This is a genomic window from Paenibacillus sp. OV219, from assembly GCF_900110075.1.
Lineage (GTDB): Bacteria > Bacillota > Bacilli > Paenibacillales > Paenibacillaceae > Paenibacillus_Z.
Genome location: NZ_FOCJ01000014.1, coordinates 49349 through 68315, shown reverse-complemented (window position 1 = coordinate 68315; position 18967 = coordinate 49349). Strand labels below are relative to the sequence as shown.

The 18967-nt window shown below is 38.2% G+C and carries 10 protein-coding genes; 8 read left to right on the top strand and 2 right to left on the bottom strand.

What is annotated here, in order from left to right; translation table 11 throughout:
- Positions 1 to 7: 7 nt before the first annotated feature.
- Complete coding sequence (gene rlmD / locus BMY11_RS25770; RefSeq protein WP_090582837.1) at positions 8 to 1465, top strand: 23S rRNA (uracil(1939)-C(5))-methyltransferase RlmD; 1458 nt, start codon at positions 8 to 10, stop codon at positions 1463 to 1465.
- Positions 1466 to 1472: 7 nt separating this feature from the next.
- Here the strand turns inward: rlmD and BMY11_RS25765 are convergent, their stop codons facing one another.
- Positions 1473 to 1742 (bottom strand): hypothetical protein, encoded by a 270-nt coding sequence (locus BMY11_RS25765; RefSeq protein ID WP_090582835.1) that lies wholly within the window; start codon positions 1740 to 1742, stop codon positions 1473 to 1475.
- 18 nt (positions 1743 to 1760) lie between these two features.
- On the opposite strand from BMY11_RS25765, the gene BMY11_RS29810 reads away from it, so the two are divergent.
- The gene (locus BMY11_RS29810) at positions 1761 to 1946 is read left to right on the top strand and encodes a restriction endonuclease subunit S (protein WP_090582833.1); all 186 of its coding nucleotides are present in this window, start codon (positions 1761 to 1763) and stop codon (positions 1944 to 1946) included.
- A gap of 391 nt (positions 1947 to 2337) precedes the next feature.
- Positions 2338 to 6795 (top strand): NACHT domain-containing protein, encoded by a 4458-nt coding sequence (locus BMY11_RS25755; protein WP_090582831.1) that lies wholly within the window; start codon positions 2338 to 2340, stop codon positions 6793 to 6795.
- A gap of 199 nt (positions 6796 to 6994) precedes the next feature.
- Here BMY11_RS25755 and BMY11_RS25750 read toward each other — a convergent pair whose 3' ends face one another.
- Positions 6995 to 8149 carry a hypothetical protein gene (locus BMY11_RS25750; RefSeq protein ID WP_090582829.1) on the bottom strand — a complete coding sequence of 385 codons (1155 nt, stop codon included), beginning with the start codon at positions 8147 to 8149 and terminating at the stop codon, positions 6995 to 6997.
- Positions 8150 to 8883: 734 nt separating this feature from the next.
- On the opposite strand from BMY11_RS25750, the gene BMY11_RS25745 reads away from it, so the two are divergent.
- The 5 genes from BMY11_RS25745 to BMY11_RS25725 all read left to right on the top strand — a co-directional run bounded on the left by BMY11_RS25745 (position 8884) and on the right by BMY11_RS25725 (position 18929).
- Positions 8884 to 11445, top strand: a complete 2562-nt coding sequence (locus tag BMY11_RS25745; protein WP_090582827.1) for a type I restriction-modification system subunit M — start codon at positions 8884 to 8886, stop codon at positions 11443 to 11445.
- Positions 11445 to 12722 carry a restriction endonuclease subunit S gene (locus BMY11_RS25740; protein WP_090582825.1) on the top strand — a complete coding sequence of 426 codons (1278 nt, stop codon included), beginning with the start codon at positions 11445 to 11447 and terminating at the stop codon, positions 12720 to 12722. The genes BMY11_RS25745 and BMY11_RS25740 overlap by 1 nt, the downstream gene beginning before the upstream one ends.
- Before the next feature lie 15 nt (positions 12723 to 12737).
- Positions 12738 to 15821 (top strand): type I restriction endonuclease subunit R, EcoR124 family, encoded by a 3084-nt coding sequence (locus tag BMY11_RS25735; protein WP_090582823.1) that lies wholly within the window; start codon positions 12738 to 12740, stop codon positions 15819 to 15821.
- A gap of 319 nt (positions 15822 to 16140) precedes the next feature.
- Positions 16141 to 17610 carry an AAA family ATPase gene (locus tag BMY11_RS25730; RefSeq protein WP_177182833.1) on the top strand — a complete coding sequence of 490 codons (1470 nt, stop codon included), beginning with the start codon at positions 16141 to 16143 and terminating at the stop codon, positions 17608 to 17610.
- Positions 17607 to 18929, top strand: coding sequence for an HNH endonuclease (locus BMY11_RS25725; RefSeq protein ID WP_090582819.1), 1323 nt, complete (start codon positions 17607 to 17609; stop codon positions 18927 to 18929). The genes BMY11_RS25730 and BMY11_RS25725 overlap by 4 nt, the downstream gene beginning before the upstream one ends.
- Positions 18930 to 18967 lie beyond the last annotated feature (38 nt).

Sequence of the window (18967 nt, the reverse complement as noted above, 5' to 3'; positions counted from 1 at the left end):
GGAAAAGATGAAGGGCAAAGCAGTGCAAGTGCCAGTGGCGAAAAATGAAGAGGTCGTCGTCGACATTGTCGGCTTGACGCATGAAGGCGAAGGGGTAGGCCGCGCAGACGGCTTTACCCTTTTTATACAGGGAGCACTTCCCGGCGAGCGCGTGCGCGCGAAGGTATTGAAGTTGAAGAAGACTTACGGTTACGCGAAGCTTCAGGAGCTGCTGGTCGCGAGTCCGGACCGTGTCGATGCACCGTGCGCGATCTATAAACAGTGCGGCGGCTGCCAGCTGCAGCATCTGAGCTACAAGGCACAGCTTGCATGGAAGCGTCAGCACGTGGTGGACAACCTGGAGCGGATTGGGAAGCTGCGGGTTGCGGGTTCTGGGGAAGGCGCGGCAGACGACGCGGTTGTAGTGCATCCGACGCTCGGCATGTCCGAGCCTTGGCGTTATCGGAACAAGGCATCCGTGCCGATGGGCATGGCGGCTACGGTGACAGGTGGCGACGGCGATGGATTGGTGTCGCCGGAGCGGTTAATTGGTGGCTTCTACGCACGCGGAAGCCATCGCATCATTGATATGGACGAGTGCATGATTCAGCACTCGCGCAATGATGAGATCGTAGCTCGCGTCAAGGAGATCGGACGCGAGCTTGGCATCACGGCCTACAACGAAGAGACAGGCCGTGGTCTGCTGCGCCACGTGATGGTGCGCGTCGGCTTCGTCTCCGGCGAAGCGATGATCGTGCTCATCACGAACGGCGAGCGCATTCCGCAGGTGGAGCGCTGGATTGAGCGAATCCGTGAAGCGATACCTGGCGTGACCGGCATCGTGCAGAATGTGAACACGCGCGACACGAACGTGATCTTCGGCGACAAGACCCGCGTCCTCTGGGGCAGCGAGGTCATCTACGACGAGCTCGAGGGGATTCGCTTTGCGATCTCGGCTCGCTCGTTCTATCAAGTGAACCCAGTACAGACGGTGGAGCTCTACCGCCGGGCGGTCGAATACGCCGCGCTTAGCGGCGGCGAGAGAGTTATTGATGCCTATTGCGGCATCGGGACGATTTCTTTGTTCTTGGCCCGGGCGGCAGGACACGTCTACGGAGTGGAGATTGTGCCGGAAGCCATCGAAGACGCGAAGCGAAATGCCGAGTTGAACGGCATTACGAACGCTTCATTCGAGGCTGGCCTAGCTGAGGTTGTCATCCCACGCTGGCGCCGAGAAGGCATCGTCGCCGACGTCATCGTCGTCGACCCGCCGCGTAAAGGCTGCGACGAAGCTCTGCTTGAGACGATTTTGGCGATGCGGCCGGAGCGTGTGGTGTATGTGTCGTGTAATCCGTCGACACTGGCTCGCGACCTTCGCGTGCTGGAAGATGGCGGATATCGCACGGTAGAGGTGCAGCCGGTGGATATGTTTCCGCATACGGTGCATGTGGAGTGTACAGTGTTACTAAAATGGAGGGAGTCGTAAGCTAGGCTTACGCTCCCTTTTTTGTTTCTGGATTGCGGAAGTTGTAGTGTATTTTGATATTGCCGCCCTCATAAACCTCTATTTTATGAATGAGCTTACTCACAATACACCTTAGAATCTTTTCGTTTTCAAAATCAAGGCTGAGTAGAGCTTTGACCTGTTTTTCAAAGGAGCGGAATCCGCTCTCTTTTTCTTCATCATGCTGGAGCAAAAGGGTTAATTCAACTTTCTTGTGCTCTAATGTCTCTAGCTCTTCTATGCTGTAGTCGTTGATCATTTTGACTTAACAGATGTTATGTGGTGCGGTTATTTTTTAAAAGCACTAAATCTAAATAAATATGCTACAACAACGGCTCAACCAAGATTAGCAGTAGGTAATATTGTAAAGATTCTAATCCCCCTTCCCCCACTCCAAGAACAAATACGAATTGTAGCCAAGATAGAGGGATTAATTGTATATTGCCGAAAGCTAGTAAAGTAATAAAAGGAATTCTATCATGACATGCCCCCTCCATGTAATAGTTAGACTAGGAATCGCATTCTTCTGAGTGCGGTTCTACTTATATACTAAGAAAGCTCAAATTAGGCGAGAGCACTTCGTTAGGTTGTTCTCACTGATTACTCAACACAGTTAATGTGGGATTGCCCTCTCTTCATCGAGAGGGTATTTTTCTGTCTTCACAAGGGAGCGGGAGTTGAAGGGATAGGACACTCGGAAGGCGGTTACCGCCAAAACGAATGTTTCTGTTAGCAAAAATGGGTAGTACATATTTACTCAGCAACAGATGTAAAAACGAACGATATAAAAAGGGAATACCAACTTATGGTACAATGGAACTGTTTTTAAAGAAAACATAATCGGGGGAAGAATTTTGAAGAAATGGAGAATTGGTAAAGCCAAAAAAAAGAATGATGCGCAAAGTAGTGATCTAGGTAACAAAAAAGGCTTGCATGGAATTCGAGAAAGTACTAATAAATTTGCAATTATTTTTGTCCATGGGCTTGGAGGACATCCTTTTCAAACATGGACTAAAAAGAATTGTGATCCGTTGCCTCTTCTTATGAAAAAAGATGATTCCTTTAATGAATATGATATATATTCATTTAGTTATAAAACGAACTTCTTATTAAAGGGCCATCATATTAAAGATATCTCAGATTTATTGTTTACTGAAATAAAAGCTAGAGTACATCATAAAGAGATTTATTTCGTAACTCATAGTATGGGTGGAGTTATTGTTCAAAGTATGTTGGTTGAACAGGTAGAAAGAGGGAATTATGATTTTTTAAACCTTAATCGAGGCATCATTTATTTAGCGGTACCGTTTGGTGGATCGAACATTGCTTCTGTTGCTTCTAAAGCATATGCTCTTGTCCCTCCCCTAATTGGAGATCAATTAATCTCTGTTCAGGTGCGTTCATTAAAAGTATATAGCAGAGAACTCCATGAGTTAAGTGTAAAATGGCTGCGATATGTCTCGTCTCTTAATCATATTAGGCAAAAAATAATTTACGGAAAATCTGATTGGGCTGTAGGAGTTGCTTCATCCCATGCTCCATATATTTCGGATGTGGATTCGGTTGAAGAAGATCATCGGAGTATATGCAAGGTAGATTATAATAGCACGGTATATCGTTTATTAACACAATTTTTTGCTGCTAGTAAACAATATTCGTCACCAAAAGCTCAGAAAGAAATAGATACACCAGGACAGAAATATATAGAAAGTATTGAACAGATTATCCTGCCGCTTGTCTATGCCCAATTAGATGATTACATTCCCCGAAGGGTTATAAACCTTGAGAAATCTAATTCTGCTTCTTGGTTAATAGCACCTGAGGAATTACATGGAATATTAGAAGTAATAAAAGAAAATAAACTGATTACCTTGCTTGGAGGGGCTGGAACGGGAAAATCAACCGAATTAAAGTTTCTTGCATCGATGCTATCCAACAATCCATGTGGTTACTATCCTGTATTGATAAATTTAAATAAATACACTCCTCGTAGTTTGACCGAATTGTTAAATGAGTTTTGGAGTGATTGGAGAAATGTTTCTGATGACCAACTCTTATTAATTTTAGATGGTTTAGATGAAATTGAGAGCAAATATAAAAAGGATGCAATTCGTTTTATAGAATTATTTATTGATCAGCACCCTATGATAAATATCCTAATCTCATGTCGGAAAAATTTCTATCAGTCAGAGAGTGGTGACTTTTCAGGAACCTTACAAGGGTTTAAATCATATGTACTATATGACTTGGATCAAAACGACATTGACTTATATATCGAAACTAAATTGGGTGCAAAATTAATAGATTTCAAAGATGTTATTCACGAGAATAGGCTACAAGAACTTATATGCATACCATTCTATTTGATACGCATGGTAAAAATGTATATTAAAGATGGAGTGCTTCCCAGAAATAAGTCCCAATTGTACGAGGAATTACTCTCCCAAGGTATAAATAACGATGTGGAACACTTCAGGAACACATTTGAGCTGCACGAAGAACGAAAAACACTCATAGAAGCCCTTGAATCATTAGCTTTAGGCATGGAGGATCTGGGCAGAAACTATATATCAGAAGAAGAATTATGCTTATTGGTTAATAATAAGGATATTAGAGAGATTCTATCACATTGCTCAGTTTGGAAAAAACAGGTGGATAATAATGGAGTCAAATGGCAATTCGAACATAATAATTTTCAGGAATATCTTGCCGCAAGAATTTTAGCACGACAAGATTTGGGTACAATAAAAACATTTCTTGCATTTCCACCTGAATTTAAAAAGGTAATACCCAGTTGGGTTAATACTTTATCATTTTTGGTAAATATAATAGACTTTTGTGACGAAAGATTCACTCAATTATTGGAGTGGCTGCAATACAACGATCCTGAAATGATAGTATACTTTGAAACTGAACATGTGGAAGAAGCACTGCGTATTCAATTGTTTAAACATGTATTTAACATTTATAAGGAAAAACAAATCTGGATTAACCGCGATAAATTTGACTTGAGTTCACTGGCGCGCTTTGGTCAATCCATCGCAACAATCGACTTTTTGATTAATGAAATTAAAACTGACCAGAACTATACCACCCGTGTGAATGCGTTAAAATTAATTATTTTTATGAAAGTCTCTCTTCCTAAGAGAAGCGAAGTATGCAGTATTCTACTCGAGATATTGATGGATGAGAATCAACAAGTATTAATTAGAAGCACGGCACTGGCTACTTTAACCTATTTGCATTTTCAAGCGGATCAAGTAATTGAGGCGGTTGTAAATTCTATACGCCATTCTACTGATGATTCACTTCGAACTAATTTATACACATTCCTAGTAAATAGTAATGCTGTGGATCGTTACGTAAATGTTTTTCTCGAAGGGATCAAATATGTGGGAATTAACATCAGTGATAGTGAGTCTCGATTAATAAATGAAAAAATAGAACTAGAGGCAGGGTTGGAGAAAGTTAGCTCAAACGAAGGCATACAAAAAATAGTTCAGTTCTTCAATGAGAATTTGGAAAAACAGGATCACCATTTTTGGAATGACCTAGTCGAAGCTATTGCCAATAATGCAGCCAAAGCCTTTGAATTTGATTCAAATATTTATTTAGCCTGCTTCGAATTATATAAGAATCTGAATAAATATTATTGGCAAAATGAAGCTGCTAAGTTTGTAGTGTTTTTTGATAAGACTAAAACAAGACAAAAGGCGATAGATTCTCTTCTTTTTGAAAAAATTGAGGATAGATACAATTGGGATGCACTTGGTTTATTAATTAAAGAGGAACATATTGAAAGTATCATCGATACATACCTAAAAGGGGAATTGACTGACGAAAACATGTGGAGTTTGCAATGGGCAATAAGTTGGGAAATAAAAGACTTCTTTAATAAACGTATAAATGAGGTATCCGAAAATAAATTTCTGCTGCAGGATAGTAGGGATTACGAAAAGGAACGAAAACTTCGTTCAATCCAGGATTTGAATTTACTTTTTAGTAAAGAAGCCTTTGTTGAACAAATTAGGCTATTATATGTTGAAAAGCAGGCTATGACTAAAGATGAATTGATTAAGGTAAAAATACAATTGCAAAAAAAAGGATTAAGTTATTCAGAAATTGTTGTTCGTTTTCTGTATCAACTCGCTGGGAGTGTTTCCCTTGGGTTGGATAGAGTTCTCCACATTGTCGGAACAATGGATTGGGATTCATATTGGATTAATGAGGTACATAAAATAATGTCCTCATCCAAAGAAATCGAAATCTCAGAAAAACAAAGAGAGTTGATTAAGAGTTGGTGTGAAAGAAACGTTGAGAATGCCGATTTCAAAAGTGCACTTACGAAAAATCCTAATGGTAGCACTAGTGGGAATACAACATGCATAAATTTGTGGTTCTTTTTCCGAAAGTTAAACCTCACTTTTCCAAAGAATATACTATTAGACATGATTTCCTTTGACTGGATAGAGGGAAGTGAAATGCTAGGGATTGAGTACCTTGAAGAGCATCTCGACTTAGATTCAATGTCAGAACGAATTTGGAGAAATCTAACTGAAGGAATAAACATCGATGAAGTATTAGTAAATCATATTCATTTCTGTATGCGACATGATATTCAAGAGGTGTTGCCTATTTCATTAAGTCTAATTATCGATGGCTCTAAAAGTGAGGCGGTCAGAAGGGCGGCCTTACACACGTATCTAAAAATAGATAAGGAATTGAATATTATTATTTCTAAAATTAAAGATATTGGTGGATTCTTTAAGTACGAGGTTATTAAAAGTCTTTTTGAGCGCGGCATTCAAGATCATTGCTACGATCAACTTAATACTTTACTTCAAGACGAAACCATCGAAAAAGATAAATTAGAAGCAACTAAGTATCTTATTAAATTACAAGACATTGAGGCTTTGAAATTTTATGTGAGCTGGGTTAGACAGAAAGTAAAAGAACAAGAAGTAATCAATATATTGATGCCATTACAAACTCTAAAACGTATAGATGCACTTCCATATGTAATAGAATTATTAGAGCTAACCTATTTAGAGGGTTTTAAGCAGAATCAATTTGAACGAATTGATACCGAGGTTCGTAACGCTTTAGTAAATATCGCTCTTCAGTCATCAGATAATTACAATCATGTAAAATTAGAAGTTGAGAGGTTTGTAAAAAGTAATAAGCACTTAAAGTACGTTAACTTCCTGTATTCCTTTATTGAAGACATGGAGGCACGCTACTATGTTACTCTCCAAAGTGGGCGTGATATTGGCGAGGTAATAATACATTTAGAAAGTATCAAAAACTCCTAATAAAAGAAGTAACTTAGGGGCTTCTTTCAAAATGCTGGGTGAGGGCACATCATATGCATTTGTTCATACTGTCTACTCAACACATGTGGAGTGTTGCTCACTGTTAGTGCGGAAGGACAATTAAATCGGAGATGTATTGGCGGAAATAGCAAAGGGGGGGCGGCGAACCCCTCTTTTTCTGTATTTAACTCTTTTGGATCTAAGCTTGTTGATCAACTCTACTTTCGTATTCACTTACAACAAGTTTGTTTCTTCTTAGTAAGTCGTTCATGCTTTTCACCTGCTGATTATATGCGCCAAAAGCTTGAATTTTAACGTGGGTAGTAGGAATATTAATAATATCTTGATCGATTGTAATTATTTCATTGTTTTGAGTTGGATTTTTTTGTTGCAAATTTTTTATTTGTTCTTCAAGATACTTTCTTTTAACTTTTTCGGTTTCTATTTTTTCGGCTATATATTCTTGAGTAAGTTGTTCTGTTCTTATTTGTGCATCCCTTACTTTTTGTTCCTGAGTTGCGTCATAGATAGTTTTTCCTACTTGAGCTACACTAGGCAATATATCAAAGAAAGAAGGGCTATTATGTCCGAAGCTCTTAAAGTCGAGTTCAGGTAACGTTTCTTTTCTTTTAATTAAATGATTGGAGCAGAGAATTTTAACTTTATTTTCTTCCTCTAAATACACTCCAATTAATGGCTTCTGAATTTTATTAAAAGCTTCAAAAAAACTATTAAAGTATATAGGATACTTCTCTAATGAATAGTGATTTTCTTTGTCATCTAAACTGGCAATATAATCATCTATGTCACTATCGTATTTTAGGTATTCGTTAAATTCACTTTCTGATTCCTTTTTTTGATTCAAAATATTGTTCTTTAATGTTCCAGTAGCTGTCTTTGGTAATTTACTAATTGCCGCAGATGTTAATTCATCAAGAGCATCAGAAAAAGAATCATCTATTAATTTGGAAGCTTGAAATAGAATACTGGGAGAGATATTACGTGTAAGTATTGCATTTAATTTTTTATACAATCTAATCAGTATTGATATTTTTAATATCATCTTATTAGGGTATAAAGTTATAGGATATCCAATTGATTGAAACGCAAAAAAGTGATTATCTTTTGTCAAATCAACATAATCAAAGTTTAGATACCTTCTTTTAATAGGATTATTTAAAATTATGAAGTTTCTAGGTGATACTCCATGTTGTAACTCTTTAGAGATAGTTCTTAATAGGTCTAATTTATAGTATTCGTTTCCGAAATTATTAATAAAGCTAGAAAGTTCCCAAGGGTCGAATATTTCATTAACTGTTCTAGTTAATGTTAATCCATATCTCCCATGATCCATAAAAGTATGCCCCCTATATAGCTGTCGTAGCTTATTTATACCATTTTTCTACAAATTATTCCAACACTAATAATGATAAGAGAAGTTTGTCAAGACTAGTTTAGTTGAGTCACCCCGAACGGCGGTTGTTTCATATAGTCGATATTAAAGAAATTTTTAGGCGCGTCAGATGAGCGTAAACTTCCCCTGATGCCGATATCCTCAGACGCTAGGTACTGGTTCCCCCGTATATATCTGTAGCTATAAGCTAATCGTAAAGGTCTGAGCACGACTTAAAGGGTCAGCCTACGTTATACTACTTAAAGTGGCATGTCCAATATTGAAGGGGAAGAAAGACCATCAAGCAATTTTCATTTGTCTGAAAGAACCTACGACTGATATGCATCATCGTTTGGTGAACAAGATTGTAGTCGAGGCGGATGGAACTGCAACATCCATTTAAAGTTCGCCGCCGATCTTATGAAGTTGTAGCTCTGGTAACCCAAGAATTTCGTTGATATACTGGGATGGCATTTGTCATATCCTTTTGTTGTTTGGTGGGATTTACAGCAATACAGGATTACAGATGCTTTCTCATTTTTTATCCTTTTTCATGTTTTTCGTTTGAAATCTTCAACAGTCGATTTCTTTTTGAACCGATTTTTCTGACAGACAAATTTGAAGATAAATGTTTTGGTGCATAATGTTGATATAGTAATACAACTGAGCTGAAAAATTAAAAATGGAGGATACATATGATTACATCAGAAGAAATTAAACGCAGATTATGGGACGGGGCAAATGAACTGCGAGGTTCAATGGATGCCAGCCGTTACAAAGATTATATGCTTGGGCTGATGTTCTACAAGTTTTTGAGTGATAAGACTTTAGAAGCATTTAAAGTGACCAGTGGTTTAGGGCAAGTGACTGACAATGAATTGGTTGAGGAGTACACAAAGGCCAAAGCTGAATACGGTGAACAGCTAGATAAAATGCTTCAAAATATACTAGGTTATTATGTTTCACCCGAGCATCTCTATCAGACTTGGTTAAAAGATATCAACTCAGGAGATTTTGAAGTTCAAAAAGTAACGGATAGTTTGAATAACTTCGAGCGTACAATTGCCGTGTCTGGAGATTCGGATGACTTCAAGGGATTATTCTCAAGTTCTGCGCTTGATTTAACGGATACTGCTTTAGGTAGCAGCCTAAACGATCGTAGCAAAAATATTAAGGCATTGATTTTGCTATTTGCAGACTTGAACATGGTGGCATTGCAAAAAGGTGATGTATTGGGTGATGCGTATGAGTATCTCATTGGTCAGTTTGCGATGGAGTCAGGGAAGAAGGCAGGCGAGTTCTACACACCACGCCAAGTCAGTGAAGTTATGGCACAAATCGCTGTGAAAACGCCAGGCATCAAGTCAATTTATGATCCGACTGTCGGTTCAGGTTCGCTACTATTAACGGTAAAGAAGCATTTAGATGCAGATGTTCAAAAGGATTTGAGCTATTACGGACAAGAAAAGAATACAGCAACTTACAACTTGACCCGTATGAATCTATTGCTTCATGGTGTTCGCCCAGACAAGATGACCGTTAAAAACGGTGATACACTTTCTCAAGACTGGCCAGAAGATCCAACACGTCCAAATGAAGGTGTACAGTTTGATGCAGTGGTTATGAATCCACCTTATTCAGCGAAGAACTGGAACAGAGCAAGTTTAAAAGTCAGCGACCCTCGTTTTGAAGTAGCGGGAGTGTTGCCACCAGACTCCAAAGGAGATTTTGCATTTCTTTTACATGGATTATTCCACTTAGGTACAAACGGAACAATGGCGATTGTCTTACCTCACGGAGTTCTGTTCCGTGGTTCATCTGAAGGTGAGATTCGTGAACGATTGCTCAAGAAGAATTACATTGATACCATCATCGGCTTGCCAAGCAATTTATTTACCAATACAGGTATCCCAGTAGTTATTATCATTCTGAAGAAGAACCGAGCAATCGGCGAACCTGTCTTAATCATTGATGCCTCTCGCAACTTTATTAAAGTTGGCAAACAAAACATGCTACAAGAAAAAGACATCGCTAAAATCGTGGATACGTATGTTGAACGAAGAGAAGAGAAAGGGTACAGTCATTTAGCAACTCGTGAGGAAATACTGGCGAATCAGTATAATATGAATATTCCTCGCTATATTGAGGCGCTTGACGAAGAGATTCCTCATGATGTAGATGCTCACCTCCTTGGTGGGATTCCTCAGAAGAACATCGACGACTTGAAGATTTTGCAGTCTACCGTGTCGGATATTTTGGGACAATCATTGAGAGAAATTCGTGCCGGTTATGTTGAACTATTGAAACCAGTTGATGAAATTTCTGTAGATATATTGAGTGACTCGCGCATTATTGACACATCAAAAGAAGTCGAAGGTAAAGCCAAATCTTATATTGATAGATATTGGGGTATTCTACGGAATGTAAGTAACTGCAGTAGTTTGACTCAGTTAATGGATGAAATGCTTGTTGAAATCAAGGTGATGTTGTCAGAGTTTAAGTATATTGATGCTTATGATGGATATCAGATTGTGGCTGAGATTTGGAAGAATGCACTGGCACATGATACAGAAATAATTGCGTCAAGTGATTTCTATACGGCAGGACGCACTCGCGAGCCGAAAATGGTAACTAAAGGAACGGGTGAAAAGAAACGTGAAGAGCAAGATGGCTGGTTTGGCAGTATTGTACCGAATGAGTTGATCGCGCAACGTTTATTCAGTGATGAGCTAGAAGAAATCGAATCAAAAAATGTTCGTATTCAAGAGATTGAAGCTGAGCTGTCAGACTTGATTGAGGCTGCAAAAGTTGAAGATAGCGATGAAGCTAATGCTTTAGGCGAGATCTTGAATGAAGCGGGTGAAGCCTTTGAGAACAAATCAGTCAAATTAGAGCTGAAGAAGGCGATCAAGGGAACAGCTGAATATAACCTACTGAGTAAAGTTGAGAAGTTATTCGCAGATAAATCAGAGATCAGCAAAGCCGTGAAAGATGAAGAAAAAGCGCTTAAGGAAGCCGTGTACGAGCGTATCTTAATTTTGACAAACGAAGAAATCGACAATCTGATGTATGAAAAATGGTTCGGCAACGCCGCGGATGCTATGGTTCGTTTGGTAGAGCTACCGCTAAAAACAGAGCTGAGAATGTTGCAAATGTTGAACAATCGCTATGCCGATACGTTGTCGGCAATTGATGATGAAAGTCGAGACTTGGAATCGGCGTTTGAAGCCTTAATGAGTGAATTGGTGGTGCGGTAATGACTGAGCAAAAAAAAATAGTGCCAAAAAGGCGATTTAAGGAATTTCAAAACGATCAATCTTGGGAACAGCGACAATTCTTCGACAATATCAAAAATACTATTGATTTTCGTGGAAGAACACCCAGGAAATTGGGGCTAGACTGGAGTGAAACGGGTTATCTAGCATTATCCGCCTTGAATGTTAAAAATGGATATATCGATCCAAGCGCAGATGCTCATTATGGAAATCAAGAGCTATACGATAAATGGATGACTGGAAGTGCACTAAGATATGGCCAAGTGCTTTTTACAACTGAAGCCCCAATGGGAAATGTTGCGCAAGTACCTGATAATAATGGATATATTCTAAGTCAACGAACGATTGCATTTGATGTTAATACAGAAAAGATTACCGATGACTTTCTCGCTGTGCTTTTACGCTCTCCGAAAACATTTGAAGAACTATCCGCTTTGTCTAGTGGAGGAACAGCTAAAGGAGTAAGTCAAAAGTCTATGTCACAGTTAAAGGTTATCGTACCGTCAAATCTTGAAGAACAAACTAAAATAGGAGCCTTTTTCAAGAACCTCGACCACCTCATCACCCTTCATCAGCGTAAGTTAGAAAAAGCGGAAGCGTTAAAATCTGCTTATCTTTCTGAAATGTTTCCCGCTGAAGGTGAGTGCGAGCCAAGAAGGAGATTTGCCGGATTCACTGACGCTTGGGAACAGTGTACGGTTGGAGAACTGACAAATGTAGCATCAGCGGCTCGCGTTCATAAAGAAGAATGGGCTTCATCGGGAATACCATTTTTCAGGTCAAGTGATGTTGTATCTGCTTACAAAGGAAAAGAAAATGAGAAGGCATTTATCTCAATTGAACTATATGAACAGTTAGCAAGGGTTTCCGGAAAACTTGAAAAAGACGATATTTTGATTACCGGAGGAGGTTCTATTGGAATTCCTTATATTGTGCCTAATAACGACCCTTTGTACTCAAAAGATGCCGATTTAATATGGATAAAGAGTACAGAGAAATTCAATAGTCGATACCTTTATACTTATTTTACCTCGCCGGAATTTAGGAGATATTTAAGGGGTATTTCTCATATCGGAACAATAGCCCATTACACAATTGAGCAAGTAAAAGAAACTCCAATACGCTTGCCTTCCATTGACGAGCAGAATGAAATCGGCTCATATTTTACCCAGCTAGACCACCTCATCACCCTTCATCAGCGTAAGCTGGAAAAATTACAAAGTATTAAAAAAGCATACCTAAATGAGATGTTTGTATAGAAGGGAGCGTAAGTTATGAGTAGTGCACCAAAAACTGCAGCAGAAAAAACCTATCAAGAAAATTTTGTTAAAAAGCTTAAAAAATATAAATGGCAAGCTCCTGACTTCTTAGATGGAAATATTCAAAAAGTGACCGTAGCTGATCTGGTTGCTCATTGGCGTGGCGAATTGAACCGTATTAATGCCGACCAGCTGGAGGGTGTGGAATTAACGGATAACGAATTCAAACAAGTCATGGCAAAAGTTAACCGTATCAGTAACAGCTATGAGGCAGCCAAAATTTTAGCCATTGAAGAATCAAAAGGAAAGATTGATGGCATTTACCGAGATGACAATCCAAATATCACGAGAAAACAAATCACGTTGACCATATTTAAAAAAGCTGAAGTCCGTGGCGGAGATTCAAGCTATAAAATTGCTAGAGAAGTACAGACATCAAATAACAACCGTTTTGATCTTGTCTTGCTTATCAATGGCTTACCATTAATTAATATTGAGCAAAAACGTACGGACAAAACGCTAGACGAGGCATTTGGACAGTTTATACGCTACTATCGTGACGGCGAATACAGCAATAACTTTATGGCCTTTTCGCAGATGATGGTCATTACTTCTGAAATTGCTACTCGATATTTTGCTACTCCAAAAACCGTAGGAGATTTTAACCCTAGCTTTGTCTTTCATTGGTCCGATAAAGACAACAAACCGATTAACAATTGGCAAACAGTAGTGGAGCACTTTCTGATGATTCCAATGGCTCATCAAATGGTCGGAGATTACTTGGTGATTGACGAAGCTAAAGATGAAGAAAATAGGCGACATATGCTATTGCGCCCATATCAAGTGTATGCCCTACAATCTGTTGAAGGTGCTGCTTTCGGTTGGGACAATGATGAGAAAATTCCTCATGGCGGATTTGTTTGGCATACCACTGGTTCAGGGAAGACCATTACGAGTTTTAAGACAGCTTTGTTTTTATCGACTAGAGCAGGGTTTGATAAGGTCGTATTCCTTGTTGATAGACGAGAGCTAGACAATCGCACAAGTGAGAACTTCAAAGCGTATGCTGCTTACGAGGCTGTCTCCGTTGATGATACGAAGCACACCTACCAGCTTAAAAAGATACTTAAATCAGTGAAAAATGGAATTGTGGTAACGACCACATTCAAACTGAATTCTTTAGTTAAAGAGCTGGAAGAAGCTCATGATCATAGTTTAGCAGATAAGAAAATCGTTTTTATCATTGATGAAGCTCACCGTACGACAATGGGACAGATGATGGGAACCATTAAGAGTTATTTCAAGAAAAATGGACTTTTCTTCGGCTTTACCGGAACCCCTTTATTTGATGAAAACAAGACCAAAGGGAAGGTCAATGAAAAAAGCGAAGTCATCAATACAACTGAGAAGTTATTTGGACCCAAGTTACATCAATATACGATTGATGAGGCGATTGCGGATAAAAACGTATTAGGTTTTCACGTTGACTATATCAACACTGGAGAATTCAAGAGTTATGATGATTTAAGAGAACAATTAGCTGAGAAGATCAAGGAAGAACATCCTGAGTTGACGGAAAGAGAAATCGAACGTCAAGTTCAAGAGATGTCAGAAGTTGACGTTGAAAAGCAAGCTCAAAAACGAGGATTGTTAGCATACCAAGATGAAACGCATATCCCGCGTGTGGTTGAAGAGATTCTAAATAACTGGGAATCTCAATCACAAGGTAGAGAGTTTAATGCTATTTTAACAGTGGCTTATAAAAACCGAGTGATCGCTTATTACAATGAATTCAAGAAACAACTGACAGCTCGTGGAGAAAAGTTAAACGTGGCTATGACGTTTAGTTTCGGTAATGAAAATGATCCTACACCAATAGATCCTAAACTTGTAAAGGGTATGTTTAAGGACTACGCTGTATTTACAGGTATTGAGTTTGTTGCCGGTGATAAAAAACACGGTGAGGATGCTTATTTTGAAGATCTCGTGGAGCGTGCCACTCGCGGCGGTAGTGGACGAAATTCCAAGAATATTGATCTAATCATTGTGGCAGATCAATTACTGACAGGCTATGATTCTAAGCGTCTTAATACACTTTATGTTGACCGTTCACTTGAACTTCAAGGTCTGATTCAAGCCTACTCACGAACAAACCGTGTGTTTGGCTCAAATAAAGAGTTTGGAACGATTATCAACTTCCAATATCCACGGCTTACCGAGCAAATCGTAGATACAGCTTTGAAACTGTATGGGAGCGGTGGCAAGAGCAGTAAAGCAATCGTGGATACTTATGAAACTGCTGTAAAGAAACTAGCAATAAAAGTTATAGAAATGATTCCGACTCTACCTGATCCTACTGAATGGCAGACAATTGAAAATGATGAAGGGAAAAAAGAAGCATTTGTACTTGCTTTTAAAGATGCTGCCGAACAGCTAAATTTAGTGGGACAATACTATGAATTTATATGGGTTGAAGTAGACTTTGGTATTGATGAGCACACTTGGTTGCAATATGTCGGTGCCTATAAAAACTTAACTTGGAAGCCAGGAACTCCACCTCCGCCAACACCAATTAATCCACTTGTTGGAAAAACTAAGCTGGCGGGAACGCAAGTAATCGATGCGAATCATATCCTTAAATTGATTGGTTCAAAAGTTACCTCCCCCAACGGCGTGCAAACGGTAGATAGTGAAACACTCCGTATTATTTATGAACAAATACAAGAGTTGAGTAACATGGGGGAATACGAGCAAGCAAAGTTATTGAAAGAATTTGTAGATACTGAGCTTGTGCCTGGTAACTTATCGAGCGGTCTGGATTTTGATGAAGCATTTGAAGTTTGGAAAGCAAGTAAGCTGCAGAATGTAGTCAATGGATTTTCTTTAGAGTGGGGACTAGATAGTCTATTACTTGGCAAGTCAGTGAACTCATATTCTACATCACAGCCTGATGTTGTTCCTTATATCAATGAACTCATTAGTAGTGTTGATTTTAGTAAGGCAACCAACCAAACGGCAGGTAGCTTATTAAGGCATAATATGACGCTAACTACCAAACTTCCGGCGTGGATTGCTGAAATTAAGCAAAAATATAGCTAAGCTGAGGGTAGCTTTAAATTGAGAGTGAAAACAATGAATGACCTGTAATAACAGATTATGTTAAATTATTAGTCGAGGAGATACTTTCCTTGGCTTTTTTACTTATACTCGTTAACAACGATGGAATACGGTTACAGGGGATAAAGTATCACCTGTACGCATAACTGATCAACAAACGTACGAATGATCAACTTACTGCATTAGACCCTTTCATGTTTTCAATTGGTATTGAATCATTTGAACTAGAGTTATTGGTAGGTATTAATTGAGAAATTAGATGCAGTATTTCAGATCCTGGAATTGATACGGAGGGTGTATAGTGGGTAATTTCAAATTACTAAAGTATTGGTTTCAAAATGATAAAGAGACATTAAGTATTGATTTCTTGCAGCCACAACAACCATATGGTGGTGATCTTATCACTACCCTTTTAATAGGTCCAAATGGTATGGGGAAAAGCTTTATCCTTTCTCAGATTGCTGAATCCTTCCGTTGGTTGGATCATTTAAAGAAACAAAAGAGAGGTAGATTTGTTTTAAAAAACAACTGGTTTCAAATCACCTATAAAATGAATAATGATATTTATCAGGTGGAGGTTCAAAAAAAGAGTGTCAAATTACAAAAAAATAAAGAAAAAATTGAGATTGATAATTTAAAGCTACCGAGCAACGTTTTAGCGTTATCTTACATGTCAAATGATAAGTTCATGTTTCCTAATAAGAAAAATGATGAGACATATGAATTATATAAATATCTAGGTTTACGAGACGCCTCTAATGTTACATTTTCTAACTCCACAATAAAAAAAATAGTTGATAATTTGAGTGTTATCTCTATAGACAAGGTAAGGATAGATAAGTTAACAGAAACGTTGGAATTTCTTAAACTCGAACCAAGAGTACAGATATGTTTTGAAGCACAGAGACGTGCAAATACATTTTTTAATAGCATATTGGATAACAATGAAATCGAGGAACTTATTAAGAATATTAAAGAAACGTCCGACTTTAGGGCGGATAAAGTTAAGAATTGGACAAGGGAAAAAATCGACTCATTAATCCATTTTATAAACGTTACAGTCAAGAATAGATTAATAAGCATCACTAAACAAAACACAACACTTTGTTATGATATTGATCTAAATGACATTTCAAACAACATAAATTTTGTTAAAGATTATGAGTATTTATCCGCATTAATTTCGTTAAAATATTTGAGACTTCCAAAATTGAAGATTGCCAGGAAGGATTTATTTGATTTTGAAGAAGCTAGTTCAGGTGAAAAACAGTTTTTATTCACCACATCCCAACTACTTGCTAACCTACAAGAGAATTCTCTCGTTTTACTAGACGAACCGGAGATCAGTCTTCATCCAAACTGGCAACTCGAGTATATGAACTGTCTTAAAAAAGTTTTTGCAGGGTGCCACTCACATTTTATCGTAGCCACCCATTCACATTTTTTAATATCCGATCTACAACCGGAGTCTTCAAGTATTGTATCCCTCAATAAGGGGGAATATGACACAGTAGAATCAAAGCTGCACGATGAAAATACTTTCGGTTGGTCGGTAGAGGATGTCCTCTATAATATCTTCGGAGTATATACAACAAGAAACTTATATGTTGCAAAGAGACTGGATTCATACTTGCAGAAAATTAGTCTTGATCCGGAAGCTATAACTGATGAGGATGTTACGGAAGTAAGGTTAATTCATAACTCATTGAGGGCAGAAGACCCTTTGAAATTTGTTACTGAAAAAATCATTGAAAGGTTAATAGTCGTATGAAATTACCATATACGCTGACTACTACAGAAAAGACTCTGGTTGTGAATAATTTACCTTTGAATCCTGACTCCTGGGAACAAAGCAAATTTGATAACTTAAAAGCGGCAATACGTGCTCATTTAATTAATATTAATATCATTCATCAAAGTCCCGTTGATGGAGTAGCGGTAACATCGTGTTTTTATTGTAAGTCTGAGTTCAATCTCACCTCGCAAGTATTACATATTGAACATATTCTCAACAAGAAACATTATCCTGCTTTTACATTTGAACCACATAATTTAACAATCGCTTGTCCTGTATGTAATTCATCCAAAGGGACCCAAGCAGCGCATTCTCTTCCGGTTGGGTCAAGCGGCACATATCCTATAAGTAATTTTAGAATTATCCATGCATACTTCGATAATTACGAGGATCACATTGAACTTCAGGATGAAGTTTTTCACTTCGGGCTTACACCAGTAGGGGAAGAAACCATTCGAATATGTAGGTTGTATCGAAGTATGCTGGCTGAGGAACTCGCAAAACAGGCACAAAGAAGGAAAAGTGACGATACTGAGGGACTTTCTGAAAAACTCATTGCTGCAAAAAGTTCAAGTGAAATTCACCATTTAACTCAATCAATAGATTCACTTACGTTAAAACTACGCGACTTAGTTCAAATTCGTAAACTTATGCGTGTAGTAAATGGATGTGTTGAAGTTAAAGCCACTCTAACAGAGTTACGTGACAGGTTTGACCTATTTTCATTGTTAACTGCTATGAGTGAGGAAGACTTTGATATATTAATGTCTTTCCTGAACAGCTTTGATACTTTTAACAGGATAAATAGATTAATTCAAAAGAAGCAAATTAAGAAAGAAATTGATGAAATCATCGGGTCAGACTTATCCCTTAGTAACAGCCAACGTATGAAAACAATCATCAATATTTTAGTAACACAAACGAGTAGCTCTCACAAAGTTGTCAACATTATCAAGAAAAATTACAGTGATGGATTCACAGATTTTTGTGAAGATTTATGTTCGATACAAGAAACTGCTAACAATTTTGATAGGATAAGAAAATGCATTGAATTATTGTCTGCTATTAACAGAACCCAAAAGGTTAAACGGTCCCTCTTAGGTATTACTGAACAACAAATTAATACGATACAATTAGCGATAAGTGGAATCTGTTTATCGCCCTTACAAACTAGTGAAAACAGGTTGTTTTTAAGGAGTCTAAACCTGCTGTTTATGTTGAGAAATACCTTATTCCACTACAACTTTAGTGAACTTGCATCGAAAAGGGATCTGGTAAATAAGCTTGGTTCCTAATTTTGGGCTATCCCATCGAATTCGGGACACTACTGTCA